The organism is Streptomyces sp. NPDC107528 (genome assembly GCF_055639295.1).
Window position 1 is genome coordinate 1 of the sequence record NZ_JBVKAV010000019.1, and the last position, 22,047, is coordinate 22,047.

19 protein-coding genes are annotated in these 22,047 nt (G+C 71.1%); 8 read left to right on the forward strand and 11 right to left on the reverse strand.

What is annotated here, in order from left to right; genetic code table 11:
* Nucleotides 1-91: 91 nt before the first annotated feature.
* The 4 genes from ACZ7L5_RS42140 to ACZ7L5_RS42155 form a co-directional block, all read right to left on the reverse strand.
* A complete protein-coding gene (locus ACZ7L5_RS42140) occupies nt 92-964 on the reverse strand; it encodes a GNAT family N-acetyltransferase (RefSeq protein ID WP_471524036.1) in 873 nt (290 codons plus the stop codon).
* A gap of 503 nt (nt 965-1,467) precedes the next feature.
* Entirely contained in the window at nt 1,468-2,112 is a 645-nt protein-coding gene (locus ACZ7L5_RS42145) for a GNAT family N-acetyltransferase (protein ID WP_471524037.1), read from the reverse strand.
* 23 nt (nt 2,113-2,135) lie between these two features.
* Nucleotides 2,136-2,534: a Zn-ribbon domain-containing OB-fold protein gene (locus ACZ7L5_RS42150; RefSeq protein WP_471524039.1), complete on the reverse strand. Its 399-nt coding sequence runs from the start codon at nt 2,532-2,534 to the stop codon at nt 2,136-2,138.
* A gap of 57 nt (nt 2,535-2,591) precedes the next feature.
* Complete coding sequence (locus ACZ7L5_RS42155) at nt 2,592-3,038, reverse strand: DoxX family membrane protein (protein ID WP_471524041.1); 447 nt, start codon at nt 3,036-3,038, stop codon at nt 2,592-2,594.
* Nucleotides 3,039-3,223: 185 nt separating this feature from the next.
* On the opposite strand from ACZ7L5_RS42155, the gene ACZ7L5_RS42160 reads away from it, so the two are divergent.
* The 5 genes from ACZ7L5_RS42160 (at nt 3,224) to ACZ7L5_RS42180 (ending at nt 11,397) form a co-directional block, all read left to right on the forward strand.
* Nucleotides 3,224-4,912: a subtype B tannase gene (locus ACZ7L5_RS42160; protein ID WP_471524187.1), complete on the forward strand. Its 1,689-nt coding sequence runs from the start codon at nt 3,224-3,226 to the stop codon at nt 4,910-4,912.
* 269 nt (nt 4,913-5,181) lie between these two features.
* Nucleotides 5,182-6,387 (forward strand): flavin-containing monooxygenase, encoded by a 1,206-nt coding sequence (locus ACZ7L5_RS42165; protein WP_471524043.1) that lies wholly within the window; start codon nt 5,182-5,184, stop codon nt 6,385-6,387.
* 366 nt (nt 6,388-6,753) lie between these two features.
* Complete coding sequence (locus ACZ7L5_RS42170; protein ID WP_471524045.1) at nt 6,754-8,163, forward strand: flavin monoamine oxidase family protein; 1,410 nt, start codon at nt 6,754-6,756, stop codon at nt 8,161-8,163.
* Nucleotides 8,164-8,342: 179 nt separating this feature from the next.
* Nucleotides 8,343-10,568 carry an acetate--CoA ligase family protein gene (locus ACZ7L5_RS42175; RefSeq protein ID WP_365058720.1) on the forward strand — a complete coding sequence of 742 codons (2,226 nt, stop codon included), beginning with the start codon at nt 8,343-8,345 and terminating at the stop codon, nt 10,566-10,568.
* A 7-nt stretch (nt 10,569-10,575) separates the two neighbouring features.
* Nucleotides 10,576-11,397, forward strand: coding sequence for an enoyl-CoA hydratase/isomerase family protein (locus ACZ7L5_RS42180; RefSeq protein ID WP_471524047.1), 822 nt, complete (start codon nt 10,576-10,578; stop codon nt 11,395-11,397).
* 9 nt (nt 11,398-11,406) lie between these two features.
* Here the strand turns inward: ACZ7L5_RS42180 and ACZ7L5_RS42185 are convergent, their stop codons facing one another.
* Nucleotides 11,407-12,351: a hypothetical protein gene (locus tag ACZ7L5_RS42185; RefSeq protein WP_471524049.1), complete on the reverse strand. Its 945-nt coding sequence runs from the start codon at nt 12,349-12,351 to the stop codon at nt 11,407-11,409.
* 82 nt (nt 12,352-12,433) lie between these two features.
* Between ACZ7L5_RS42185 and ACZ7L5_RS42190 the strand changes: the two genes are divergently transcribed.
* Nucleotides 12,434-13,063 (forward strand): flavin reductase family protein, encoded by a 630-nt coding sequence (locus tag ACZ7L5_RS42190; protein WP_471524051.1) that lies wholly within the window; start codon nt 12,434-12,436, stop codon nt 13,061-13,063.
* 115 nt (nt 13,064-13,178) lie between these two features.
* Here the strand turns inward: ACZ7L5_RS42190 and ACZ7L5_RS42195 are convergent, their stop codons facing one another.
* Nucleotides 13,179-14,486 carry an MFS transporter gene (locus ACZ7L5_RS42195; RefSeq protein ID WP_471524053.1) on the reverse strand — a complete coding sequence of 436 codons (1,308 nt, stop codon included), beginning with the start codon at nt 14,484-14,486 and terminating at the stop codon, nt 13,179-13,181.
* Between the two features lie 71 nt (nt 14,487-14,557).
* Between ACZ7L5_RS42195 and ACZ7L5_RS42200 the strand changes: the two genes are divergently transcribed.
* The gene (locus ACZ7L5_RS42200; protein WP_471524055.1) at nt 14,558-15,577 is read left to right on the forward strand and encodes a GlxA family transcriptional regulator; all 1,020 of its coding nucleotides are present in this window, start codon (nt 14,558-14,560) and stop codon (nt 15,575-15,577) included.
* 39 nt (nt 15,578-15,616) lie between these two features.
* On the opposite strand, the gene ACZ7L5_RS42205 is transcribed toward ACZ7L5_RS42200, so the two are convergent.
* From ACZ7L5_RS42205 to ACZ7L5_RS42215, 3 genes are read right to left on the reverse strand one after another with little or no spacing between them, the layout of a single operon-like run.
* Entirely contained in the window at nt 15,617-16,666 is a 1,050-nt protein-coding gene (locus tag ACZ7L5_RS42205; protein WP_471524057.1) for a Zn-dependent alcohol dehydrogenase, read from the reverse strand.
* Nucleotides 16,666-17,817 carry an acyl-CoA dehydrogenase family protein gene (locus tag ACZ7L5_RS42210; RefSeq protein ID WP_471524059.1) on the reverse strand — a complete coding sequence of 384 codons (1,152 nt, stop codon included), beginning with the start codon at nt 17,815-17,817 and terminating at the stop codon, nt 16,666-16,668. The genes ACZ7L5_RS42205 and ACZ7L5_RS42210 overlap by 1 nt, the downstream gene beginning before the upstream one ends.
* Nucleotides 17,818-17,866: 49 nt before the next feature.
* Complete coding sequence (locus ACZ7L5_RS42215; protein ID WP_471524061.1) at nt 17,867-18,778, reverse strand: SDR family NAD(P)-dependent oxidoreductase; 912 nt, start codon at nt 18,776-18,778, stop codon at nt 17,867-17,869.
* Between the two features lie 96 nt (nt 18,779-18,874).
* Here ACZ7L5_RS42215 and ACZ7L5_RS42220 point away from each other — a divergent pair, with 96 nt between their 5' ends.
* Nucleotides 18,875-19,801 (forward strand): cyclase family protein, encoded by a 927-nt coding sequence (locus tag ACZ7L5_RS42220; RefSeq protein ID WP_471524063.1) that lies wholly within the window; start codon nt 18,875-18,877, stop codon nt 19,799-19,801.
* Between the two features lie 400 nt (nt 19,802-20,201).
* On the opposite strand, the gene ACZ7L5_RS42225 is transcribed toward ACZ7L5_RS42220, so the two are convergent.
* Together ACZ7L5_RS42225 and ACZ7L5_RS42230 are read right to left on the reverse strand one after the other, a co-directional pair.
* Nucleotides 20,202-20,675, reverse strand: a complete 474-nt coding sequence (locus ACZ7L5_RS42225; protein WP_471524065.1) for an ATP-binding protein — start codon at nt 20,673-20,675, stop codon at nt 20,202-20,204.
* Between the two features lie 493 nt (nt 20,676-21,168).
* Nucleotides 21,169-22,044 carry an acyl-CoA dehydrogenase family protein gene (locus ACZ7L5_RS42230; protein ID WP_471524067.1) on the reverse strand — a complete coding sequence of 292 codons (876 nt, stop codon included), beginning with the start codon at nt 22,042-22,044 and terminating at the stop codon, nt 21,169-21,171.
* Nucleotides 22,045-22,047 lie beyond the last annotated feature (3 nt).

Here is a 22,047-nt window from a genome sequence, read left to right on the forward strand (position 1 = left end):
CGTTCCCACTCGGCATCCGTGAGATCACCCCGCCCCATGAGCACATCAACGTCCTCGACGCGAAGTAGTCACATGATCGGCCGGACAGGTCCTAGATGCCCCGGGCCCCCCGGAAGTCGTACGCCGCGAAGTCGGCCACGGCCCGGTACCCGATGCGCTGGTAAAGGCTGTTGCTCGTCTGGTTGGCGAGGTCGGTGAAGAGCAGTACCTCACGCACCCCGGAGGCGAGTACGGCCCGGCTGACCTGGGCCGTGACCGCGCCCGCGTAGCCGCGTCCGCGCAGATGGGCCGGGGTGTAGACGGGGGCGACCCGGACCTGGCCGGCGACCACCGGGGTCACGCCGGCCATGGCGAGGGGAGTGCCGTCGACGTCCTCCCAGATGGTGATGCCTCCGTAGGAGATCCGCGAGTCGGCCCACGCGGCGGCGTCACGGGCGGCGTGGTCACCGACGGCCTCGATGAACTCGCCGTACCAGAGCGTCAGTTGCTCCCGGTCCTCCTTGCCCGCGACCCGCGCCCGGCCGGCCGGGAAGGGCTGCGGCAGGGTCAAGTTGCCGAGTCGGTACAGGCGTTGGCTCTGCCCGGCCGTGGCCCGGCCGCCCGCGTGCCGGCGCCAGGCGGCGGCGAACGCCTCGGCGGTCTCGCGCGCCGCGATGACGCCGGGGACCGAGTGACCGAGGGCGACCAGATGGGCGGCGAGGGAGTCCGCCTCGTCCGGGGTGAGCGGGGTGACGTTCAACCGGTAGGGCGGGGTGCGGAAGTAGGCGGCCCGTACCTGCCCGCCCACCTCCAGCACCCCGAAGACCGGCGCCTCGTCGCCGTACGCACGCAACCCGCTGGTGCGCAGCGTCTCGGTCACCGTCAGGACGACGGTGTGCAGATCGGGGCGTGAGCGCAGGAAGCCACCGGCGTGGGAGAGGAAGCCGGTGAGATCCTGGGTGCAGTACCAGTCGTCCGGGCGCATACCTCATGATCCCGCGCCCCGGCGCCGACTGTGCACTTTTTCCCGCTGTGGACACCAACCCGACACAAGACCCCACTCCCAGGCGGGGGTCGAGGGGCTCGGGGTTCACGGGTCTGCGGGTCTACAGGTTGACGTTCGGGGCGGGGTGGGGCCGGTTGCGGGGCTGATTCCGGGCGCGGGGTTGAGTCCTTGGCCGGGGCCGAGTCTGGGTACGAGGCCGGGAGAGGGCTGGGTCTGGACGCGGGCGGAGCCGGGGCCGGAACTGAATCCGGAGCTGAATCCGGAGCCGAGGTTGGAGTTGAGGCCGGAGCCGAGGCCGGAGTTGGATCCGGGCCCGGAACCGAGGCCGGGGTCCGAGAACCGGGGCGAGCCCAAAGCCGAGACCGGGACCGGAGCCGATCCCAGGACCGGGACCGGAGCCGATCCCCGGGCCGGGACCGAGTCCGAGACCCAGGTGCGAGGCCAGCCCCAGACCGGGTGTCAGGCCCAGTTCGGAGCCGGGCCTACTCCGGAGCTGAGCGCGCGGCCGCGTCCGGCTCCGGGTCAGCAGCCAAGCGCGCGTGCAGATGGACGTCCCGGTACGCGTCCTTCCGCCCCGCCTCCCACATCGCGTCCCGCAGTGTCCCCTCGTACCGGAACCCGCACCGCTCGGCGATGCGGCAGGAGGAGTCGTGGCCGACGGCATGGCCGAGTTCGAGACGGTGCAGGGCCAGGCCGGGCTCGGCGAGGGCCCATTGGGCGACGAGGGTGAGCGCGTGGGTGGCGACACGGCGGCCGCGGGCCTCGGGGAGGACCCAGTAGCCGACGCGGGCGGAGCGCATGATCCAGTCGATGGCGTTGATGGCGACATGTCCGACGGCGGTGCCGGTCGCCGCGTCGGTGACGCAGTACGCCGCGGAGGCGCTCTCCCTCATGTTCCGTGCCGCGTCACGGAGGGACTCCCGGGCGCTGTCGAGGTCCGTCGTGATCCGCAACGGGGTGTTCCAGCGCCGGAATTCAGGGTCGCTGCGGCCCCGGAACCAGGTCGCGGCGTCGTCCTCGGAGTCCGGGTCCCAGGGGCGCAGGCGCAGGCCGTGGCCGTGCAGGTCGGGATGGGCGTACGGGTGGGGGTGCGGGTGACCGGCGGGGCGTATGTCGGGGTGAGGCATACGGCCATTGAAACCCGCGTGGGTCAACCGGCAGCGCGGAACACCGGTACCCCGTCCCGGAAGACGACCGACAGCTCCATCCCGGCCCGCAGCCGCCCGGCGTCCGCGCACTCCACGACCTCGGTCATCATCCGCGGCCCCTCGACGAGATCGACCACGGCGGCGACGTACGGCGTCCGCTCCCCGAAGGGCGGCAGGTCGTTGCGGTGCACGACGGACCAGGTGTAGAGGGTGGCCCGGCCGCTCGCGGGCTCCCACGCCACGTCCTCGCTCCAGCAGTGGGGACAGAACTCGCGAGGGTAGTGGTGGGCGCGGGCGCAGGCGCGGCACTTGCGGATGAGCAACTGCCCCTGCGCCGCCGCGTCCCAGTAGGCGCGGGTGAAGGCGTCGGCCTCCGGGATGTCGTACCGCTGCACGCTCATCAGCGCTCCCCATCAGAACAACACCCGTCAGAGCAACACCCGTCAGAGCAACACCCGTCAGAACAACCCCAGCGCGCTGTCCACCGACCACGACTGCCACGACATCCCGAACAACGCGACCACCGAGATCAGCGCCATCATCGAGTTCTGCCCCTGCTCACCCCAGTCGTGGATCATGAGGGTGAAGTAGAGGACGTTGAGCAGCAGCCCGCCGACGAGGGCGGCCGGGGTCAGGAACCCGAGGATGAGCCCGAGCCCGAGAGCGAACTCCGCGTACAGGACGACGTACGCCATGGTCCGCGGCCGGGGTGTCACGACGGCCTCGAAGCCGGATCGTACGGCGTTCCAGCGGTGCTTGGCCGCCACGTCCGCCGCCCAGGAGATCCCCGCCCCCTCGAACCAGCTCTTCTTGTCCTTGTGCCGCCAGCTCTCCAGCCACCACACCCCGAGGCCTATGCGGAGCACGGCCAGCCATTCCGCACCTGTGAGCCAGATCGCGTCCATGGATCTGACGGTACGTCAGATAAGAGGAGCCTGACAATCGCCTGTGCATCCCGGATGAGTCCCACGGATTGTTGGCAATCCTGTCCACAATTTGGCTAGGTTCGCAGAGACGCAAGCCGAGGACACCGAATGAGCCGAGGGAGCCGGACGTGAGGCACAGGGCAGTCAAGCGCAGGAGCGTGGTCATGGGGATCGGGGCGACCGCAGGGGTCGCGGCGGTCGGGGGCATCGCCCTGACCGCGCAGGCGTCGAGCGGGTCGAGCGCGTCGGGATCCTCCGGGGCGTCCTCCGGGGCGTCGTTGGGATCGCCCTCGGGATCGTCCTCGTCCGACGCCCTGGTCTTCGACAAGGACGCCTACTCGACCCTGACGACGACCATCACGGACGCCGGCGGGGCCGAGCACGACGTGGAGTACCGCTTCTACAAGGCGATCACCTACGTCGCGAAGCCGGTCGACGAGAAGTACCAGAGCCTTAACGTGAGCGTCCCCGTGAAGATCGACGGTACGGCCGTCGACGCCACGCACGCCCCGATCCTGTTCGCCAACTCGGTCGGCGGCTACATGCCGTCGTCGGTCGCGGACGCGACAGGCGTGGGCGGCGGCGGGACGACCGGGGCGCCGGGTGGGGGCGCGCCGAACGCCTCCGCGTCGCCGAGCGCCTCCGCGTCATCAGCCTCCGTCTCGCCTAGCGCCTCCACGTCGGCCTCGGGTGAGGTCGCCTCCGGCGGCAATGGCATGGTGAACGCCCAGGGCGGAATGGTCAGCCTCCCCAAGCTGGCGCTCGCGGCCGGTTACGTCGTCGTCGAGCCCGGCGCCCGCGGCCGTACGCTCAAGAACTCCGCCGGCGAGTACTACGGCGTCGCCCCCGCGGCGATCGTCGACCTCAAGGCCGCCGTCCGCTATGTGCGGTTCAACAAGGGCCGCATACCCGGCAACGTCGACCGCATCGTCTCCTCCGGCACCAGCGCGGGCGGCGCCCTGTCCTCCCTGCTCGGCGCGTCCGGCGACAGCCCGCTTTACGCCAAGCACCTCAAGGCGATCGGCGCGGCCGACGCGAGCGACGCCATCTTCGCGACCGGCGCATGGTGCCCGATCACCGACCTGGAGCACGCGGACGGCGCCTACGAGTGGAACTGGGGTTCCAACGCGACGAGTTCCGGCGCCGAGGTCGACCGGACGGTGTCAAAGGAACTGCAGTCGCGCTTCGCCGAGTACCAGGCGTCCCTGAAGCTGAGGGGCCTCGGCGGCTTCGGCACGCTCACCGCACGCAACTACGACGAGTACCTGGTCAAGCAGTACTTGGAGCCGTCAGCGACCAAGTACCTGACGGCCCTGTCGAAGGCGGACCGCGAGTCCTACCTCTCCTCCAACACCTTCATCACCTGGTCCGGCGGCAGGGCGACCTTCTCCTGGGCCGACTTCCTCACCCACGTCGGCGCCCGTAAGAAGACCGCGCCGTCCTTCGACGCCTTCGACCTGTCGACGGGCGAGAACAACCTCTTCGGCCTCGGCACCACCCAGGCCCGCCACTTCACGGCCTACGGCGCCAAGAACGACACCACGGGCCTGAGCAGCAAGCGGGTGCCGAGCGACATCCCCGACACCCTGCGGCTGATGAACCCGATGCCCTTCCTGGTCGCGAAGCCCAACCCGCACCGCACCAAGCACTGGTGGATCCGCCTCGGCACCAACGACTCCGACACCTCCCACACCGTCTCCGCCAACCTCGCCGCCGCCGCCCACACCCTCGGCGACGACGTAAGCCACCTCTACTACTGGGACGAGGGCCACGGCGCCAACTCGGACCCGGGCGACTTCATCGAGTGGATCGCCGGGATCAGCGGCTACGAAGCCAAGCGCTCCGCCGGGTAACCACCCGCCGAAGCAGCCCCTCAGAACGCGGTACCGGTCTCCCGTCATGACGCCGGCCACCGCCCCAGGACGCCGAGTCCCGCCATGCCTGCGGTGGCTCGGCGTCCTGTCACGCCATCCGTCCTGTCACGCCACCCCCACCCCACCCCCACAACCAGGAGACCTACGCCACAGATCCCACCCACCCCTCCTACAGCCGTGATCGATCCGCAACCAATTCCGGTCTTGACCGAGACCCATCAACCGGCTGCGTGATTACGCTCGCGAACATGGCCGACTCCATAGCGTCCCCGACCCCCACGGACCGCCCCGTCTACGTCATCGGCGGCGGCCCCGGCGGACTCTCCGTCGCGCACGCGCTGCGTGCCCGGGGACTGCGTGCGGTGGTGCTGGAGAAGTCGGACCGGGTCGGCGCCTCCTGGCGGCGCCACTACGACCGGCTCCATCTGCACACCACCCGACGACTGTCGGGCCTGCCCGGGCTGCCGATACCGCGCCGGTTCGGGCGCTGGGTGGCCCGGGACGACGTGTCGCGCTACCTGGAGAAGTATGCGGAGTTCCACGACCTGGAGATCGTCACCGGCGTCGAGGTCTCCCGCGTCGAGCCCGCCCCCGACGGCTCCGGCTGGCTGCTGCACGCCACCGGCGGCCGGGAACTGACCGGCGCCGCCGTCGTCGTGGCCACAGGCCACAACCACACCCCGCGCATCCCGGACTGGCCCGGCCTGGACACCTACAGCGGTGAGTTCCTGCACGCCGGCGAGTACCGCAACCCGGCGCCCTACGCCGACCGCGACGTCCTGGTCGTCGGCATCGGCAACACCGGTGCCGAGATCGCCGTGGACCTGGTGGAAGGCGGCGCCTCGCGAGTGCGGCTCGCCGTGCGTACGGTGCCGCACATCGTGCGCCGCTCCACCGCCGGGTGGCCCGCCCAGCGCACCAGCATCCTCGTACGGCGGCTGCCGGTCGGGCTCGTCGACCGGCTGGCCAAGCCCGTGGCGAAGCTGAGCGTGCCGGACCTGTCGGCCCAGGGGTTGCCGCGCCCCGACACCGGGCTCTACAGCCGGGTCAAGGAAGGCGCGATCCCGGTCCTCGACGTCGGCCTCATCGACGCCGTGCGCAAGGGCCGCATCGAGATCGTGGCCGCCGTCGACGGCTTCGAGGACGGGAAGGTCCTCCTCGCCGACGGCACCCGCGTCTCACCGGACGCCGTCATCGCGGCCACCGGCTACGTCCGCGCCCTGGAAGGCCTCGTGGGCCACCTCGACGTCCTCGACCCCCGCGGCAAACCCGTCGCCCAGGGCGCCCGCACCGCCGCCGTCGCCCCCGGCCTGTACTTCACCGGCTACACCAACCCCATCAGCGGCAACCTCCGCGAGATGGCGATCGACGCGCAGAAGATCGCGAAGGCCGTCGCCCGCGGCGCTGACGGTGACAGGGATGGCGGCCGACGGGTCTCCCGGCTGCCGGTCTGACCCTGGGGGCCTCAGGCCTCTTCCTCCCTCGAACACCTCAACTCCCCTCAACTCCCCTACATAGATCTCGCGTTACTTGAGGGCCAGAAGTTACGCAAGGGCTGTACCGCGCCACCGCACGGAGCCAGAATGTGAGCCCTGTTCACCTTTTCGTTCCGGCTCCACTCCCTCTCGCTACGACGGAGGACGCACGTGGCAAGCGAAAGACAACTCCCCCGGGTTTCCGGGACTTCCCCCGCCCTTAGGTCCCCCGAGGCTCGGGTCCCCAAGTCTTCCAAGCCCTCCAAGCCCCTCAAAGCCCCTAAGTTCTCCCGGCGTTCCCTACTCGGCAGCGCGGCCGCCGCGGCCGGTGCCGCGACTCTCGCCGTGACCGGCGCCGGCACCGCCTCCGCGGCCACCCGCGACGTGGATGTCGCGATCGTCGGCGCCGGTCTGGCCGGCCTCACCGCGGCCCGCGACCTGGTGGCGGCCGGCAAGTCGGTCGTCGTCCTTGAGGCCCGCGGCCGAGTCGGCGGCCGGGTGCTGGGGCTCGACCTGGCGGGCGGCGGCGTCACCGAAGGCGGCGGTGAGTTCATCGGCCCCACCCAGGACCGGATCAAGGCCCTCGCCGACTCCCTCGGCGTGGAGACCTTCACCACCTACAACACCGGCAACAACCTCCTCTACAAGGACGGCAGGAAGACCCCCTACGCCACCGACGGCATCCTCGGCGCGGTCCCGCCCATCGACGCGGCCGGCCTCGCCAACGCCGCGATCGTGCAGGCCACGCTCAACGACCTGGCCAAGAAGATCCCGGTCGACGCGCCCTGGACCGCGGCGAAGGCCGACGAGTGGGACCGGCAGACCTTCGAGACCTGGCTGCGCGCCAACGCGGTCATCCCGTCGGCCAAGTTCCTCTTCGACGTGGCCTGTACGTCGATCTTCTCGGCCGAGCCCCGTGAACTCTCCCTCCTGTTCGTCCTCTTCTACATCGCCGCCGCCGGCAACGCGTCCGCCCCCGGCACCCTGGAACGCCTCACCGAGACCGCTGACGGCGCCCAGGAACTGCGCTTCGTCGGCGGCTCCCAACTGGTGCCCCTCAAGCTCGCCGCAGCCCTCGGGGACCGGGTGGTGCTGAGCGCCCCGGTGCGCACGATCAGCAAGTCCGGCGGCGCTTACGTCGTCACCGCCGACGGCATCACCGTCACGGCCAGGAAGGTCGTCGTCGCCGTACCCCCGCCCCTCGCCGCCCGCATCACCTACGCGCCTCTTCTCCCCGCCGCCCGCGACCAGCTCACCCAGCGCCTGCCGATGGCCTCGGTCGGCAAGGCGATCGCGATCTACGACACGCCCTTCTGGCGCGCCGACGGCTTCAACGGCCAGGTCGTCAGCGATACCGGCGTCATCAGCTCGACCTTCGACAACTCCCCGCCCGACGCCTCCTACGGCGCTCTGATGGGCTTCATCGAAGCCGACGAGGCCCGCAAGCTGGACGCGGCGAGCGAGGCGGAGGTCCGGGCTGCCGTGCTGAAGGACTACGTGACGTACTTCGGCGAGAAAGCGGCCTCCCCCACCTCCTTCGTGCTGCAACGCTGGAACAACGAGGCCTACACCCGAGGCGGCCCCGTCTCCATCGCCGCCCCCGGCGTCCTGACCCGGTACGGACCCGCCCTGCGGGAGCCGGTCGGCGGAATCCACTGGGCCGGGACGGAGACCTCCACGCACTGGATGGGCTTCATGGACGGGGCGGTGCGGTCGGGAGAGCGGGTGGCGAAGGAGGTGCTGGCGGTGCTGTGAGCGGGGGCCCGCAGACCGGCGCCCCGACAACGCCACCGACATCGACCCCGACATCGATCCAGAGATCGACCCCGACATCGCGACCAACTTTGCGTGCACAGCCGTTCCTGACATGGCGTCAGTTCCTTTAATCTGACACTGCGTCAGTTAATCGCTGTCACACAGGAGCGGGCGGACCGATGCTTGGATCAACCCACGGCACCCTCACCACCGACTCCCGCCGGGCCCGGGTCATCGCCTGTGGCGAGCAACCCGGGCCCGCCGTCCACGGCCGGCCGGCCGAGGTCGACGATCTCGACGTCAGCGGTCGTCCGCTGTACTGCGACGTGCCCGATCTGGGCCGCTTCTTTCGGCCGGAGTCGGTCGCCGTGATCGGCGCCTCGGACGCCGACGGCCGGCCGAACACCGGTGTCACCCGCCAGCTGATCGCCTGGTCCGAGCGGGTCGGCGCCCGGCTCCATCCGGTGCATCCGAGCCGTCCTTCGGTCTTCGGCATCCCCTGCTTCCCTTCCGTCGCCGACCTGCCCGAGCAGATCGATCTCGCCGTGCTGCTGGTCGCCGACCCCCTTCCGGTGGTCGAGGAACTGGCCGAGGCCAAGGTGAAGTTCGCCGTCGTCTTCGCCTCCGGGTTCGCGGAGACCGGCGAGGAGGGGGCCGCCGCACAGGACCGGCTCACCGCCGCCGTCGAACGGTCCGGCATGCGGCTGCTGGGCCCCAACACCAACCTCAACGCCTTCGAGCGGTTCCGGGACGACCTGGACGGTCCGGCGATCGCCCTGATCACCCAGTCCGGCCACCAGGGCCGCCCCGTCTTCGCCCTCCAGGAACTCGGCATCCGCCTCACCCACTGGGCACCCACCGGCAACGAGGCCGACCTGGAGACCGCCGACTTCATCTCCTACTTCGCCGAGCAGCCCGACGTGGGCGCCATCGCCTGCTACGTCGAGGGCCTCAAGGACGGCCGCTCCTTCCTCCTCGCCGCCGATCGCGCCGCCCGCCGCAAGGTGCCCGTCGTCGCCGTGAAGGTGGGCCGCACCGAGACCGGCGCCCGCACGGCCGCCTCACACACCGGCAAGCTGACCGGCGCGGACACGGTGGTGGACGCGGCGATGCGGCAGTACGGGGTGATCCGGGTCGACGGCCTGGACGAACTCCAGGACACCGCAACCCTGTTGGCCCGTGCCCGGCCGCCTCGCGCCGACGGCGTCGTCGTCTATTCGATCTCGGGCGGCACGGGAGCGCACTTCGCCGACCTGGCGACCGAGGCGGGGCTCCCCCTGCCGGTGCTGTCGGAGGCCAGGCAGGCCGAGCTGCACCAGTGGATACCCGAGTATCTGAGCGTGGCCAACCCGGTCGACAACGGCGGGCACCCGGTCGGGGACTGGCGCGGCCGGAAGATCATCGACTCGATCCTCGACGACCCGCAGGTCGGCGTCCTGATCTGCCCGGTCACCGGGCCCTTCCCGCCCCTCAGCGACCGGCTCGTCCAGGACCTGGTGGACGCCGCCGAGCGGACGGACAAGCTGGTGTGCGTGGTGTGGGGGTCGCCGGTCGGCACCGAGCCGGCGTACCGAGACGTCCTGCTCGGCTCCTCGCGCGTGGCCACCTTCCGGACGGTGGCGAACTGCATCACCGCCGTCCGCGCCTACCTCGACCACCACCGCTTCGTCGCCGGCTACCGCTCCCCCTTCGACGAGGCCCCGCGCACGACCTCGCCGTCCTTCCGCAAGGCGCAGGCACTGATACGCCCGGGCGAGCAGCTGAGCGAGCACGCGGCGAAGCAACTGCTGCGGGCGTACGGGATCCGTGTCCCGCGCGAGCAGTTGGTGACCAGCGCGGCGGCTGCCGTACGGGCCGCGGGGCTGGTGGGCTACCCGGTGGTGATGAAGGCGTCCGGCGCGCGGATCGCCCACAAGACCGAGCTCGGCCTCGTCAAGATCGGGCTGACCTCCGCCAGCCAGGTCCGGGACGCCTACCGTGAGTTGACCGACATCGCCCGCTACGAGGACGTCTCGCTGGACGGTGTCCTGGTCTGCCAGATGGTCGAGCGGGGCGTCGAGATGGTTGTGGGCGCCACGCACGACGACCTGTTCGGACCGACCGTGACGGTCGGGCTCGGCGGGGTGCTCGTGGAGGTACTCGGCGACACCGCGGTGCGTGTGCCGCCCTTCGGGGAGGAGCAGGCCCGCGACATGTGCGCCGAATTGCGCGGGCGGGCCCTCCTCGACGGGGTCAGAGGGCGGCCCCCGGCGGACCTCGACGCGCTCGTGGAAGTCGTGTTGCGTGTGCAGCGCATGGCGCTGGAGCTCGGGGACGACCTGGCGGAGCTCGACATCAATCCGCTGATGGTGCTGCCCAGGGGGCAGGGCGCGGTGGCGCTGGACGCGCTGGTGGTGTGCCGCTGAGATGGACATGACCGATTCCCCCCGTGTGCCCCGAAATTCCGTCGATTCATTGGTACAGCACGCCACTGACAACCAGGTCTGCCGCATCACCCTCAACCGCCCCGAAACCCTCAACGCCATCACCCCTGACCAGCGCGAACGCATCATCGAACTGCTCACCGACGCCTCCGCGGACCCCGGCGTACGGGCCGTCGTACTCACCGGAACGGGCCGGGGTTTCTGTGCCGGCGCGGATCTGCGGGGCGGGTCGGCGGCCGGCGAGCGGGTCCCCGGCGATGTCGCCCGCACGATCCGCGTCGGCGCCCAGCGGCTGATCTCGGCCGTACTCGACTGCGAGAAGCCGGTGATCGCGGCGGTGAACGGCACGGCGGCCGGCCTCGGGGCGCACCTCGCGTTCGCCTGCGACCTCGTACTGGCCGCCGAATCCGCCAAGTTCATCGAGGTGTTCGTGCGACGCGGCCTGGTGCCCGACGGCGGTGGCGCCTATCTCCTCCCCCGTCTCGTCGGCCCCCAGCGGGCGAAGGAGCTGATGTTCTTCGGCGACGCGCTCACCGCCGCCGACGCGGAGCGGCTCGGGCTCGTCAACCGGGTCGTGCCCGGCGGGGAACTGGACAAGACGGCCAGGGAGTGGGCGGCCCGCCTCGCCACCGGCCCGACCCGGGCCCTCGCCCTCACCAAACAGCTCGTCAACGCCTCCCTCGACTCCGACCGCACCACCGCCTTCGCTGCGGAGGCGGCCGCGCAGGAGATCAACATGACGACGGAGGACGCCCGGGAGGGGGTGGCGAGTTTCGTGGAGCGCAGGGGCGCCGAGTACCGGGGGCGTTGAGTCCGGGACTCAGCCCCGCACCAGGATCCACACCTCACTGGCATCCGGGTCGCCGAACTGGGCGAAGAGCTCGGGGGCGCCCTCCGTGCCGCCGATCCTCCAGTACGTCTGCCGCCCGCATCCGCTGTCGAGTCGTACGACTACGGCGTCACGTTCACCGAACCTGCTCGTCGACCAGGTACCGGTGCCCTCGCACACGGTGTAGGGCGGGTCGGCGAACCAGTCACCGGACTCGGACTCGGTGGGCAGCCTGGTGAGCTCGGACTTTCCGCCCGGGTCCAGCCGCAGGGCGGCTCCGTCCGCGCCGCGCCAGACCCCGGTGAGCTGACCGGCGGACAGCGCAGGGGGCTGGTACCCGACGAGCCCCGCGACGGTGCCCAGCACACCACCGACGAACACCAGCAGGAAGAGAGTGACGGAGGCGAACAGCGAGGGGAGCCACACGGCCCAGAACCCCTGCGGGCGGCCCGTGACCCGCGCGCGTCTGCGGAGGTATCCGAGGCCGAGCACCGGCAGCACGCCGAGGGCGGCGAGGAGAGCCGCCGTGACGGTGACCGGCCAGCCCCACAGCAAGGCAGCGACGGCCGCCCAGACGACCGCGAGCGCCACGGTGCACACCAGATGCCAGGCCCATGCGGGCCCACGTACGTGACGAGCGACGAGGCGGGCGAGATGGCCCGCGGGCACGATGTGAGCGACCGCGTGCGCGATACCGACGAACGGCATCACCAGCGGCGTCACGAGGACCACGAGGCCCAGGGCGAGATAGAAGAGGAGCGTGTACGAGCCGCCGTAGTCGTCCCCCTGCTGCGTCCCGGCCCACCAGATGAGGCCGGCCGTCGGAAACTGGGCAGCGCACACCGCGGCAGCCGCGTTCAGTTCGGCCAACGACCGGACCACGTCGCCGGGTCTGTCACCCTCCGGGTCGTCATCAGCTCTGTTCTCCCACCCCATACGCGCAGCGTACGCACCGTTCGCGTGCGCCTTTGCACAGCCCTTCCAATCTGACGCTCCGTCAGTTTCAATGGATGTCGTGATGGGACACGCAGGAATGGCCGCCGCCGCCGTCCGCTACCTCAGGTCGGCCGACGCACCGCCCGTGGAGGCGCTGCCGCGCCCGGCGCTGCGCTGTGTCCGCGAGGACGAGCGGGCGCCGGTCCCGCAGGCACAGTTCCGGCGAGTGCTCGGGAACTTCGCGTCGGGGGTGGCCGTTGTCACGGCACCTGCCACCGCCACCGCCACCGATCCACAAGTCACCGCCGACGCCCCTCAGGGCGCAGCCCCCGCCGGTTTCGCATGCCAGTCCTTCTCCTCCCTCTCCCTCGACCCGCCCCTGGTCGCCTTCATGGTCGGCCGTACGTCGACGACGTGGCCGCTCATCGCCCGCGCGGGCGTCTTCTGCGTGAACGTCCTGAGCGCCGGCCAGGGCGAGTTGTGCCGCGCCTTCGCGGTGAGCGGCGCGGACAAGTTCGCGGGGGTCACGTACGACGCGGCCCCCGTGTCCGGCTCGCCCCGCCTTGCGGGCACGCTCGCGTGGATCGACTGCACGATCCACGCGGTGCACACGGGCGGCGACCACCTCATCGTCGTAGGACGGGTGGACGCCCTGGGGGCGAGCGAGGGCGACGAGGCGCCGCTGCTGTTCCACAAGGGGCGGTTCCTCTAGGCAGTCCGACGCAGCGCCGAGCCGCACCGCCCGCCGCCGCACCGCCCGCGCCGTCTGCGCCGCACCGCCGGCCGATCCAGCCGCCGTCGGGCCCCGGCCGCCCCCGGCGAGGCCGTCACGCCACCGCCACCACCGGCGGGGCCGGCCTTCGCCGGATCACCAGCGCCATCAGTGCCGCCGCCGCGCACAGCGCGCCCGAGGCGTACCAGACCATGTCGTACGTCCCGAAGACGTCCCGCGCGACCCCGCCGAGGAAGGCCACCAGCGCGGCGCCGACCTGGTGGGAGGCGAGGACCCAGCCGAAGACGATGGCGCTGTCCTCGCCGTAGTGCTCCCGGCACAGGGCGACGGTGGGCGGAACGGTGGCGACCCAGTCGAGGCCGTAGAAGACGATGAAGAAGAGCATCGACGGGTGGACCGTGGAGGCAAGCAGCATCGGCAGGAACAGCAGCGAGATGCCACGCAGGGCGTAGTAGACCGCCAGCAGTCGGCGTGACTCGAAGCGGTCGGTGAGCCAGCCGGAGGCGATCGTGCCGACCACGTCGAAGACGCCGATGACCGCGAGCAGCGAGGCAGCCGCCGGGACGGGCATGCCGTGGTCGTGGGCGGCGGGCACGAAGTGGGTCTGGATGAGGCCGTTGGTGGAGGCGCCGCAGATGGCGAAGGTGCCGGCGAGCAGCCAGAAGGGGCCGGTGCGGGCCGCCGAGAAAAGCACCGTCACCGCCCGGCGCGCGGCGCCCCGGGCGGGGGGCGGCTTGGGCACGAACTCCTTCGCGCCGTAGGGCTTCACGCCCACGTCGGCCGGGTGGTCGCGCAGCAGCAGCCAGACGAACGGGACCACCACGAGGGCAGCGAGGGCGACCGTGACGGCGGCCGGGCGCCAGTTGCCCGCATCGACCATCAGGGCCAGCACGGGCAGGAAGATCAGCTGGCCGGAGGCCGAGGCGGCGGTGAGGATGCCGGTGACCAGACCGCGCCGCTCGGTGAACCAGCGGTTCGTGACCGTCGCGGCGAAGGCCAGCGCCATCGAACCGGTGCCGAGCCCCACCAGCAGGCCCCAGCACAGCAGCAGTTGCCAGGCGGCCGTCATCCACACCGTCAGACCCGAGCCGATCGCGATCATGGTGAGCGCGAACGCGACCACGCGCCGCATGCCGAAGCGGTCCATCAGGGCGGCGGCGAAGGGGGCGGTCAGGCCGTACAGGGCAAGGTTGATGGAGACAGCGGCCCCGATCGTGCCGCGTGACCAGCCGAACTCCTCGTGCAGCGGGTCGATGAGCAGCCCCGGCACGGAGCGGAAGGCGGCGGCGCCGATGATCGTCACGAAGGCGACGGCGGCGACGAACCAGGCGCGGTGGATACGGTTACGACCGGGCCTCGGCGGGGTCCGGTCGACGGCGGCGGCTTCGGTTGTCTGCGTCACGACAACGAGCTTCGGGCCTGCGCCGCCGCGGATCCATTGGCCCGAAGGACAGCATTCGTTAGGATCGGGCCATGAGCCCTCAGCCGGAGTTCCGACCGCACCGCGTGGTCGTCCTCGCCCTGGACGGGCTGCTCCCCTTCGAGCTGGGCATCCCGCACCGCATCTTCGGCCGCCCCAAGGACTCCGAGGGACGGCTTCTGTACGAGGTCGTCACCTGCTCGATCCGGCCGCCCGGACCCGTCAGGACGGACGCCGACTTCGACATCCAGGTGGGCTGCGGCCCGGAGGCGCTGGCCACCGCCGACACCGTGATCATCCCGGCGTCGTACGAGCTCGGCCCGGTCTTCGAGGAGGGCGTCCTGACCGACGAGCTGGCCGCCGCGCTGGCCCGCATCCGCCCCGGCACCCGGCTCGCCTCCATCTGCACCGGCGTCTACGTCCTCGCCGCCGCCGGCCTGCTCGACGGCCGCCCGGCCACCACGCACTGGGCCGACGCCGAGCGCTTCCAGCGGCTGTTCCCGAAGATCAAGGTCGACGCGGACGTCCTGTTCATCGACGAGGGCGACGTGCTGACCTCGGCGGGCGTCGCGGCCGGGATCGACCTGTGCCTGCACATGGTCCGCCGCGACCACGGCACGGCGATCGCCAACGAGGTGGCCCGCCGCACGGTCGTACCGCCCCATCGGGACGGCGGCCAGGCCCAGTACATCCACCGCCCGGTCCCCGACCCGCAGCAGGCGTCCACCACCAGCGCCCGCGCGTGGGCGCTGGGCCGCCTCCACGAGCCGATCCAGCTGCGCGACATGGCCGAGCAGGAGTCCATGTCCGTACGGACGTTCACGCGCCGCTTCCGCGAAGAGGTCGGCGTCAGCCCGGGCCAGTGGCTCACCCAGCAGCGCGTCGAACGTGCCCGGCATCTCCTGGAGTCCACCGACCTCTCGGTCGACCAGGTGGCCGCCGACGCCGGCTTCGGCACGGCCCAGTCGATGCGCCAGCACCTGCAGACGGCGCTCGGCGTCACACCCACCAACTATCGCCGCACCTTCCGTACCGGAAGCCAGACCGACGCCCGGGCCACCAGCGGCACGTGAGCCGCTCCGCCGGGCGGCCGGCCCCGCACGGACTGAACCTCAGAACGTGAGCACGCCCCGCGCCACCTTCCCCGCCTCCGCATCCGCCGCCGCCCTCTCGAACTCCTCGACCGGATACGTCTGCGTCACCAGCTCGTCCAGCAGCAGCCGCCCGTCCCGGTACAGCTCGGCGTACAGCGCGATGTCCCGCTGCGGCCTGGACGAGCCGTACCGGCAGCCCAGGATGGACTTGTCGAGGTACATGGAGGACACGACGAAGGAGGCCTCGGCGCCGGCCGGCGGAACTCCCAGGAGAATCGCCTGCCCGTGCCGGTCGAGCAGGTCGACGGCCTGCCGGACGAGCTCCACCCGTCCGACGCACTCGAAGGCGTGGTCCGCCCCCGTCGGCAGCAGTTCCCGCACGCCCTCGGCCGAGGTCAGAAAGTCGGTCGCCCCGAACTGCCGCGCCACCGCCTCCTTCGCCGGATTCGCGTCCACGGCGACGATCCGCAGCGCACCCGCGAGCCGCGCACCCTGAAGAACGTTGAGGCCGATACCGCCGGTGCCGATCACGACCACGCTGTCCCCGCGGTCCACCTTCGCCCGGTTCAGCACGGCGCCCACGCCCGTCAGCACCCCGCACCCGATGAGCGCGGCCGAGGGCATGGGAATGTCCTTCGGGATACGGACGACCTGTACGGCCTTCACCACGGTCCGTTCCGCGAAGGCGGAGTTGGACGCGAACTGGAACACCGCCTGCTCACCCCGCCGGAACGGCCGCCCCGGCCGCCCGATCGCCTGCCGGCACATCGTCGGCCGCCCCCGGTCGCACTCCGCGCACGTACCGCAGTTGGCGAGCGTGGACAGAGCCACATGATCCCCGGGCTCGACATGGGTGACGCCCACACCCACCGCTTCCACGACTCCCGCGCCCTCATGGCCCAGAACCACAGGAACCGGGAAGGGTATGGTCCCGTCCACCACAGACAGATCGCTGTGGCACAGGCCGGCCGCCGAGATCGCGACCAGCACCTCGCCGGGCCCGGGTTCCCGCACCTCCAGATCGTCCACGACCTGCACCTGCTTGCCGTCGAACAGCACACCGCGCATCAAGCGACCCCCTTGGGCTCCCTGGGCAGACCGAGCACCCGCTCGGCGATGATCGTGCGCTGCACCTGATCGGACCCGCCGTAAATGGTGTCGGCCCGGGAGAAGAGGAACAGCTGCTGCGCCTCGTCGAGTTCATACGGCGCCGAGGGCGACCACTCCCCGGGCCCGACCCCGGCAGCCGCGCCCCGCACCAGCACCGCCAGCTCCCCGAGCCGCTGATGCCAGCCACCCCACAACAGCTTGGCAACGCTGGGCGCACCCGCGTCCCCGGAACGCCCCAGAGTGCGCAAGGCGTTCCACCGCATCACCCGCAGCTCGGCCCACTGCCGCACGAGCCGCTCACGCACCGCGGGGTCCTCGACCGCCCCCGACTCCAAGGCGGCCCGCACCACCCGCCCCAGCTCCTCTGCGAAGCCGACCTGCTGGGCCAGCGTCGACACGCCCCGCTCGAATCCGAGCAGACTCATCGCGACCTGCCAGCCACCGCCCTCGCCCCCGACGACGTGCTCCACGCGCGCGTGGGCCCCGTCGAAGAACACCTCATTGAAGTCGCTGGTCCCCGTCAGCTGCCGAATGGGCCGCACCTCTATGCGCCCCGGCTGGTCCATGGGCACGAGCAGGAACGTCAGCCCACGATGCCGGCTCGACTCGGGGTCCGTGCGGGCGAGTACGAAGCACCAGTCGGCCTCGTGGGCGAGAGACGTCCAGATCTTCTGCCCGGTGACCCGGTACGCCCCGTCCGACCCGAGCTCGGCCTTGGTCCGAATCCCGGCGAGATCCGACCCGGCGCCGGGTTCGCTGTACCCCTGACACCACAACTCGTCCCCGGCCGCGATGGCCGGCAGGAAACGACCCTTCTGCGCCTCGGTCCCGTGCGCGACGAGAGTGGGCGCGAGAAGCTTCTCCCCGATGTGCCCGGACCGCGCCGGCGCCCCCGACCGCGCGTACTCCTCGGCCCAGACGACCTGCTGGGTGAGGGTGGCGCTCCGGTTGCCGTATCCGTGCTCGGCCCAACCGAGCCCTATCCATCCGGCTTTGCCAAGCACCCGCTCCCAACTGCGGCGGTCCTGAGCGTCCTTGGCGTACTCGTCGAGCCACGCCCGCGCTTCCGCACGAAACGCTTCGTCCTCCGCCGCGAACCCGAAGTCCATAGGGGTCTCCTTGTAGTTTGGCCAGGAACAACGCCCTTCCTCCGAACTTTCAGGCGTTGGGCCGTGATCCCTCCGCCGCAGCCCGCGCCATCGCCTCCACCCGCTCCAGCATCGGCATCGGGTCCACCCCGACCGACCCCGGCAGGCACTCGGCAATCCGCTCCGGCGTCCAACCCCCCTCGGCATACGCGGCACGCAGCTCCCGCGGCTGCGCCCACACCGCGATCTTCGGCCCGGCGACGGTGTAGACCTGCCCGGTCACCCCGTGCTCCCGAGCCGCGTCCGACAGCAGGTAGACCACCAGGGCCGCCACATCCTCCGGCTCCCCGATCTCCGCCAGCTCCATGGGAACGCCCGCCGACATCCGCGTACGAGCCACCGGCGCCACCGCGTTGGCGGTCACCCCGTACCGGTGCAGGCCCAGCGCGGCGCTCCGCACCAGCGAGATGATCCCGCCCTTCGCCGCGCTGTAGTTGGCCTGCGACACCGACCCCTGATGGTTACCGCTGGTGAACCCGATCAGGGTCCCGGCCCGCTGCTTGCGCATGACCGCCGAGGCGGCGCGGAACACCGTGAACGTCCCCTTCAGATGAGTGGCGATCACCGGATCCCACTCCTCCTCGGTCATGTTGAACAGCATCCGTTCGCGCAGGATCCCGGCGACACAGACGACCCCGTCAAGGCGTCCGTACGACGACAGCGCGACGTCCACCAGTCGCTGCCCGCCCGCCATCGTGGAGATGTCGTCGGCGACGGCGACCGCCTGTCCGCCCGCCGCCTCGATCTCCTTGACCACGGCCTCGGCGACCTCGCTCGTGGGTGAGCCGCCCTCCACCGACACCCCGTAGTCGTTGACGACGACCCGCGCGCCCTCCGCGGCAGCCGCGACCGCGACCGCCCGGCCGATGCCACGCCCGGCGCCCGTGACGGCGACGACCTTGCCTGCCAAGAAGTTCCCCATGCCCCGGCCCCTTCCCGCAGTTTCTGACGGTCCGTTAGATTCGATTTGATTCTACGACCCGTCAGATACGCGGAGACAAGCCCCCGGGGAGTACTCATGTCACTGCCGGACGCGTTCCACGAGATCGCCAAGCGCGTGAACAACTGGGGCCGTTGGGGCGCCGAAGACGAGATCGGCACCCTGAACCTGATCACCGACGAGGTGGTCCGCGAGGCCGCCGCCCGCGTCCGCACCGGCCGTCGCATCCCCCTCGCGCTGCCCCTCCAGCAGGACGGCGTGCAGACCGGGATGATCCCCGGCCGCGTCAACCCGCTGCACGCCATGGTGCAGATCAACCAGGAGATCTTCGGCCCGGGAACCGTGGCCTGCAGCGACGACGCCGTGACCATGGGCCTGCAGGCCGCCACCCACTGGGACGCGCTCACCCATGTCTCGCACTCGGGCCGGCTCTACAACGGCCGCCGCGCCGACACCATCACCCCACACGCCGGCGCCGAGTTCAGCGGCATCGACAAGGCACGGCACATCGTCTCGCGCGGGGTGCTGCTGGACGTGGCACGCGCGCGTGGCGTCACACGGCTCGACGGCGGGCACGCGGTCACGCCGGAGGACCTGGAGGCGGCCGAGGAACTCGCGGGCACGCGCGTGCGCGGCGGCGACGTCGTGCTCGTACGGACAGGGCAGATCCAGGTCTATCTCGCCGGCGACAAGCATGCGTACGGCTATCCGTCGCCCGGTCTGTCGATCCGTACACCGGAGTGGTTCCACGCGCGTGATGTGGCGGCCGTCGCGAACGACACCCTCACGTTTGAGATATTTCCGCCCGAGATAGAGGATTTGTGGCTGCCCGTGCACGCGCTGGACCTGGTGGAAATGGGGATGATCCAGGGTCAGAACTGGAATCTCGAAGAGTTGTCCACAGCCTGTGGACAAGAGGGTCGCTACGCATTCCTGCTGTCGGCGATGCCCGAACCGTTCGTCGGCGGTACGGGGACTCCGGTCGCACCCGTGGCCGTGCTCTGACCAGGCCGGTTGGCGGCGCGGCTTCCCCAATCGGCTCCACCCGAGCGGGAGGTGCCCCCATCCGCCCCGAGCACGGCACCGCGCGCCGCCATCCGACTCCGGCGTACCCGCCCCTGCCCTCCTGGCCCCCGGGAGAACCGACGCCGAATCACGACCCACACTCGGCAAGGGCCTCCGTCACCGAAGCCCTTGTCGTCCCCTCGCGGCGAATCGCTGACCACCAGCGTGATCAGCCGACCACGCGGCGTCAACACCCAGTCGGGGATTTGTTACTTACGCCCTATTTGCAGGAGACGCGCATAGAAGCATGCCCGGGCGCATCGATGCTCCACCGAGCTGGAGGTGCAGCACGTTCTGCAACCGTGCACCGGATCCGGCGACATTGCAGCCTTGTGCGCCGTCACACCGCTTCGTACGCGAGCCCCTCGTAGGCCGACGCCCCACTCCCGTAGGCGGACGCGCCGCGTGACTGAGCGCCCCGGTCCAGTTCGCACCAGATCCGCTTGCCGGCACCCTCGGAGCTCCAGCCCCACCGGTCGGCGAGACCGTCGACGAGTGCGAGTCCACGCCCGCCCGTCGCGTCGCCGTCGACGCAGCGGGGCACGGGCGCACGGTCACTGCGGTCGGCCACCTCAAGTCGCACAGTGGCGCAGCCCTGAGCCGCTCCCTGCAGCGACAGCCGCAGCACGGCCGGACAACCGGTGTGCACCACGGCGTTGGTGACCAGTTCGGAGACGAGCAGGATCAGCGTCTCGGCGAGCGGCTCGTCGGCCTCTATCCCGGAGCCTGCGAGCCGCGAGCGGGCCCACCGCCGGGCTCGTCCCACCTCAGCGGGATCGGGCCGGATCTCCAGCTGCACTTGAAGCACCTGCACCGCTCACACCATCCGAACCGGCGGACACAAAGCCCCGCGCCTCACGAGGGCCACGATCCTAGCCATTCTTTTCATGGCCAGAACAATGGCCAAAGCCAGGGTCACGGAACGTGAATCCCTTAGCTGACAGCATGGTTGACGTACAGTCACCCCAACAAGCGCTTCGGGCATATTCCAGCGCGAAGGAGTACCCCTGCGGCATACTGTGCGACGCTTGTCGTGGGGAGTCGAACAGGCAGGGACAGAGCGCCCTCCCGCCCCGCAAGCAGCGGCGAGCACCGCCGGATCCGGGGCCGCCTCAAGGGCAACTCCGGGATGGCTCGTGCTCGGAACCACTCGCATCTCACACAAGGTACCGGAGCGGACGGCCGACTCCAGGCCGTGACGAGTCACACGTAGGACACAACCCGATATCAACGCTCCGTAATTCCGGTATGCCACAATCCGCGACATCCGTGCGGGCGCCTTGGGCGATGCCGCAGACCAGGGGCTCTTAGATCGGCTGTGCGAGAAGTTCGGCGGCCAGAGCTTCCTCACTCTGCGTAGCTTCTCCCGCACGGTGCGTCCGGACCCACGCGCGCTTGAGATGCAGATGGAGCTCGAACTCCCAGGTGAACCCCATGCCGCCGTGCACCTGGAGGCAGTCGCGGGCGCCGCGCACGGCGGCCTCGTCGGCGAGCAGCCGCGCGGTGTGGATGTCGGCCGGGTCGGCCGTGACGGCCGCCGCGTAGACCGCGGCACGGGCCGTCTCGGTGCGCACGAGCATCTCCGCACACAGGTGCTTGACCGCCTGGAAGGCCCCGATCGGCTGCCCGAACTGCTCACGCGTCCGGGCGTGTTGCACGGCCAGCTCGCACGCGCGTGTGGCCCCGCCCAGTTGCTCGGCCGCGGTGAGGAGGACGGCGACGGGGTCCACGGTGCCGGCGGCGGGGACCCGGTGCAGGGGCGTCAGCGGGTCCACCGACCGCAGGGGTACGGCCCCCGCCGCATCGCCCCGCACGACGTCCGCCTGTTCCAGCCACTCCACGAGCCCGTTGCCGGCGGCCGCCACGACCGCTTCCCCGGTGGCCGCTCCAGGCACCGTCCCGGCCGCGAGGTGCGTCGCCACGAGGGGCCCGGGCAGCAGCGTCCGCCCCGCCTCCTCGAAGGCCAACACCGCTTCGGGCAGCCCGAGTCCGACGCCGCCGCGCGCCTCCGGCAGCCGCAGCGCGAAGAACCCGGCCGCACCCAGCTCCCGCCACACCGCCCGGTCCAGGCGGCCCGGCTCGTCGATGGCGGCCCTGAGCTCCTGCGGGCCGAAGCGGCGCGCCAGCAGCTCGCGCACCCCGGCCCGCAACGCGAGCTGGTCCTCGGTCAGTTGGAAACGCATTGC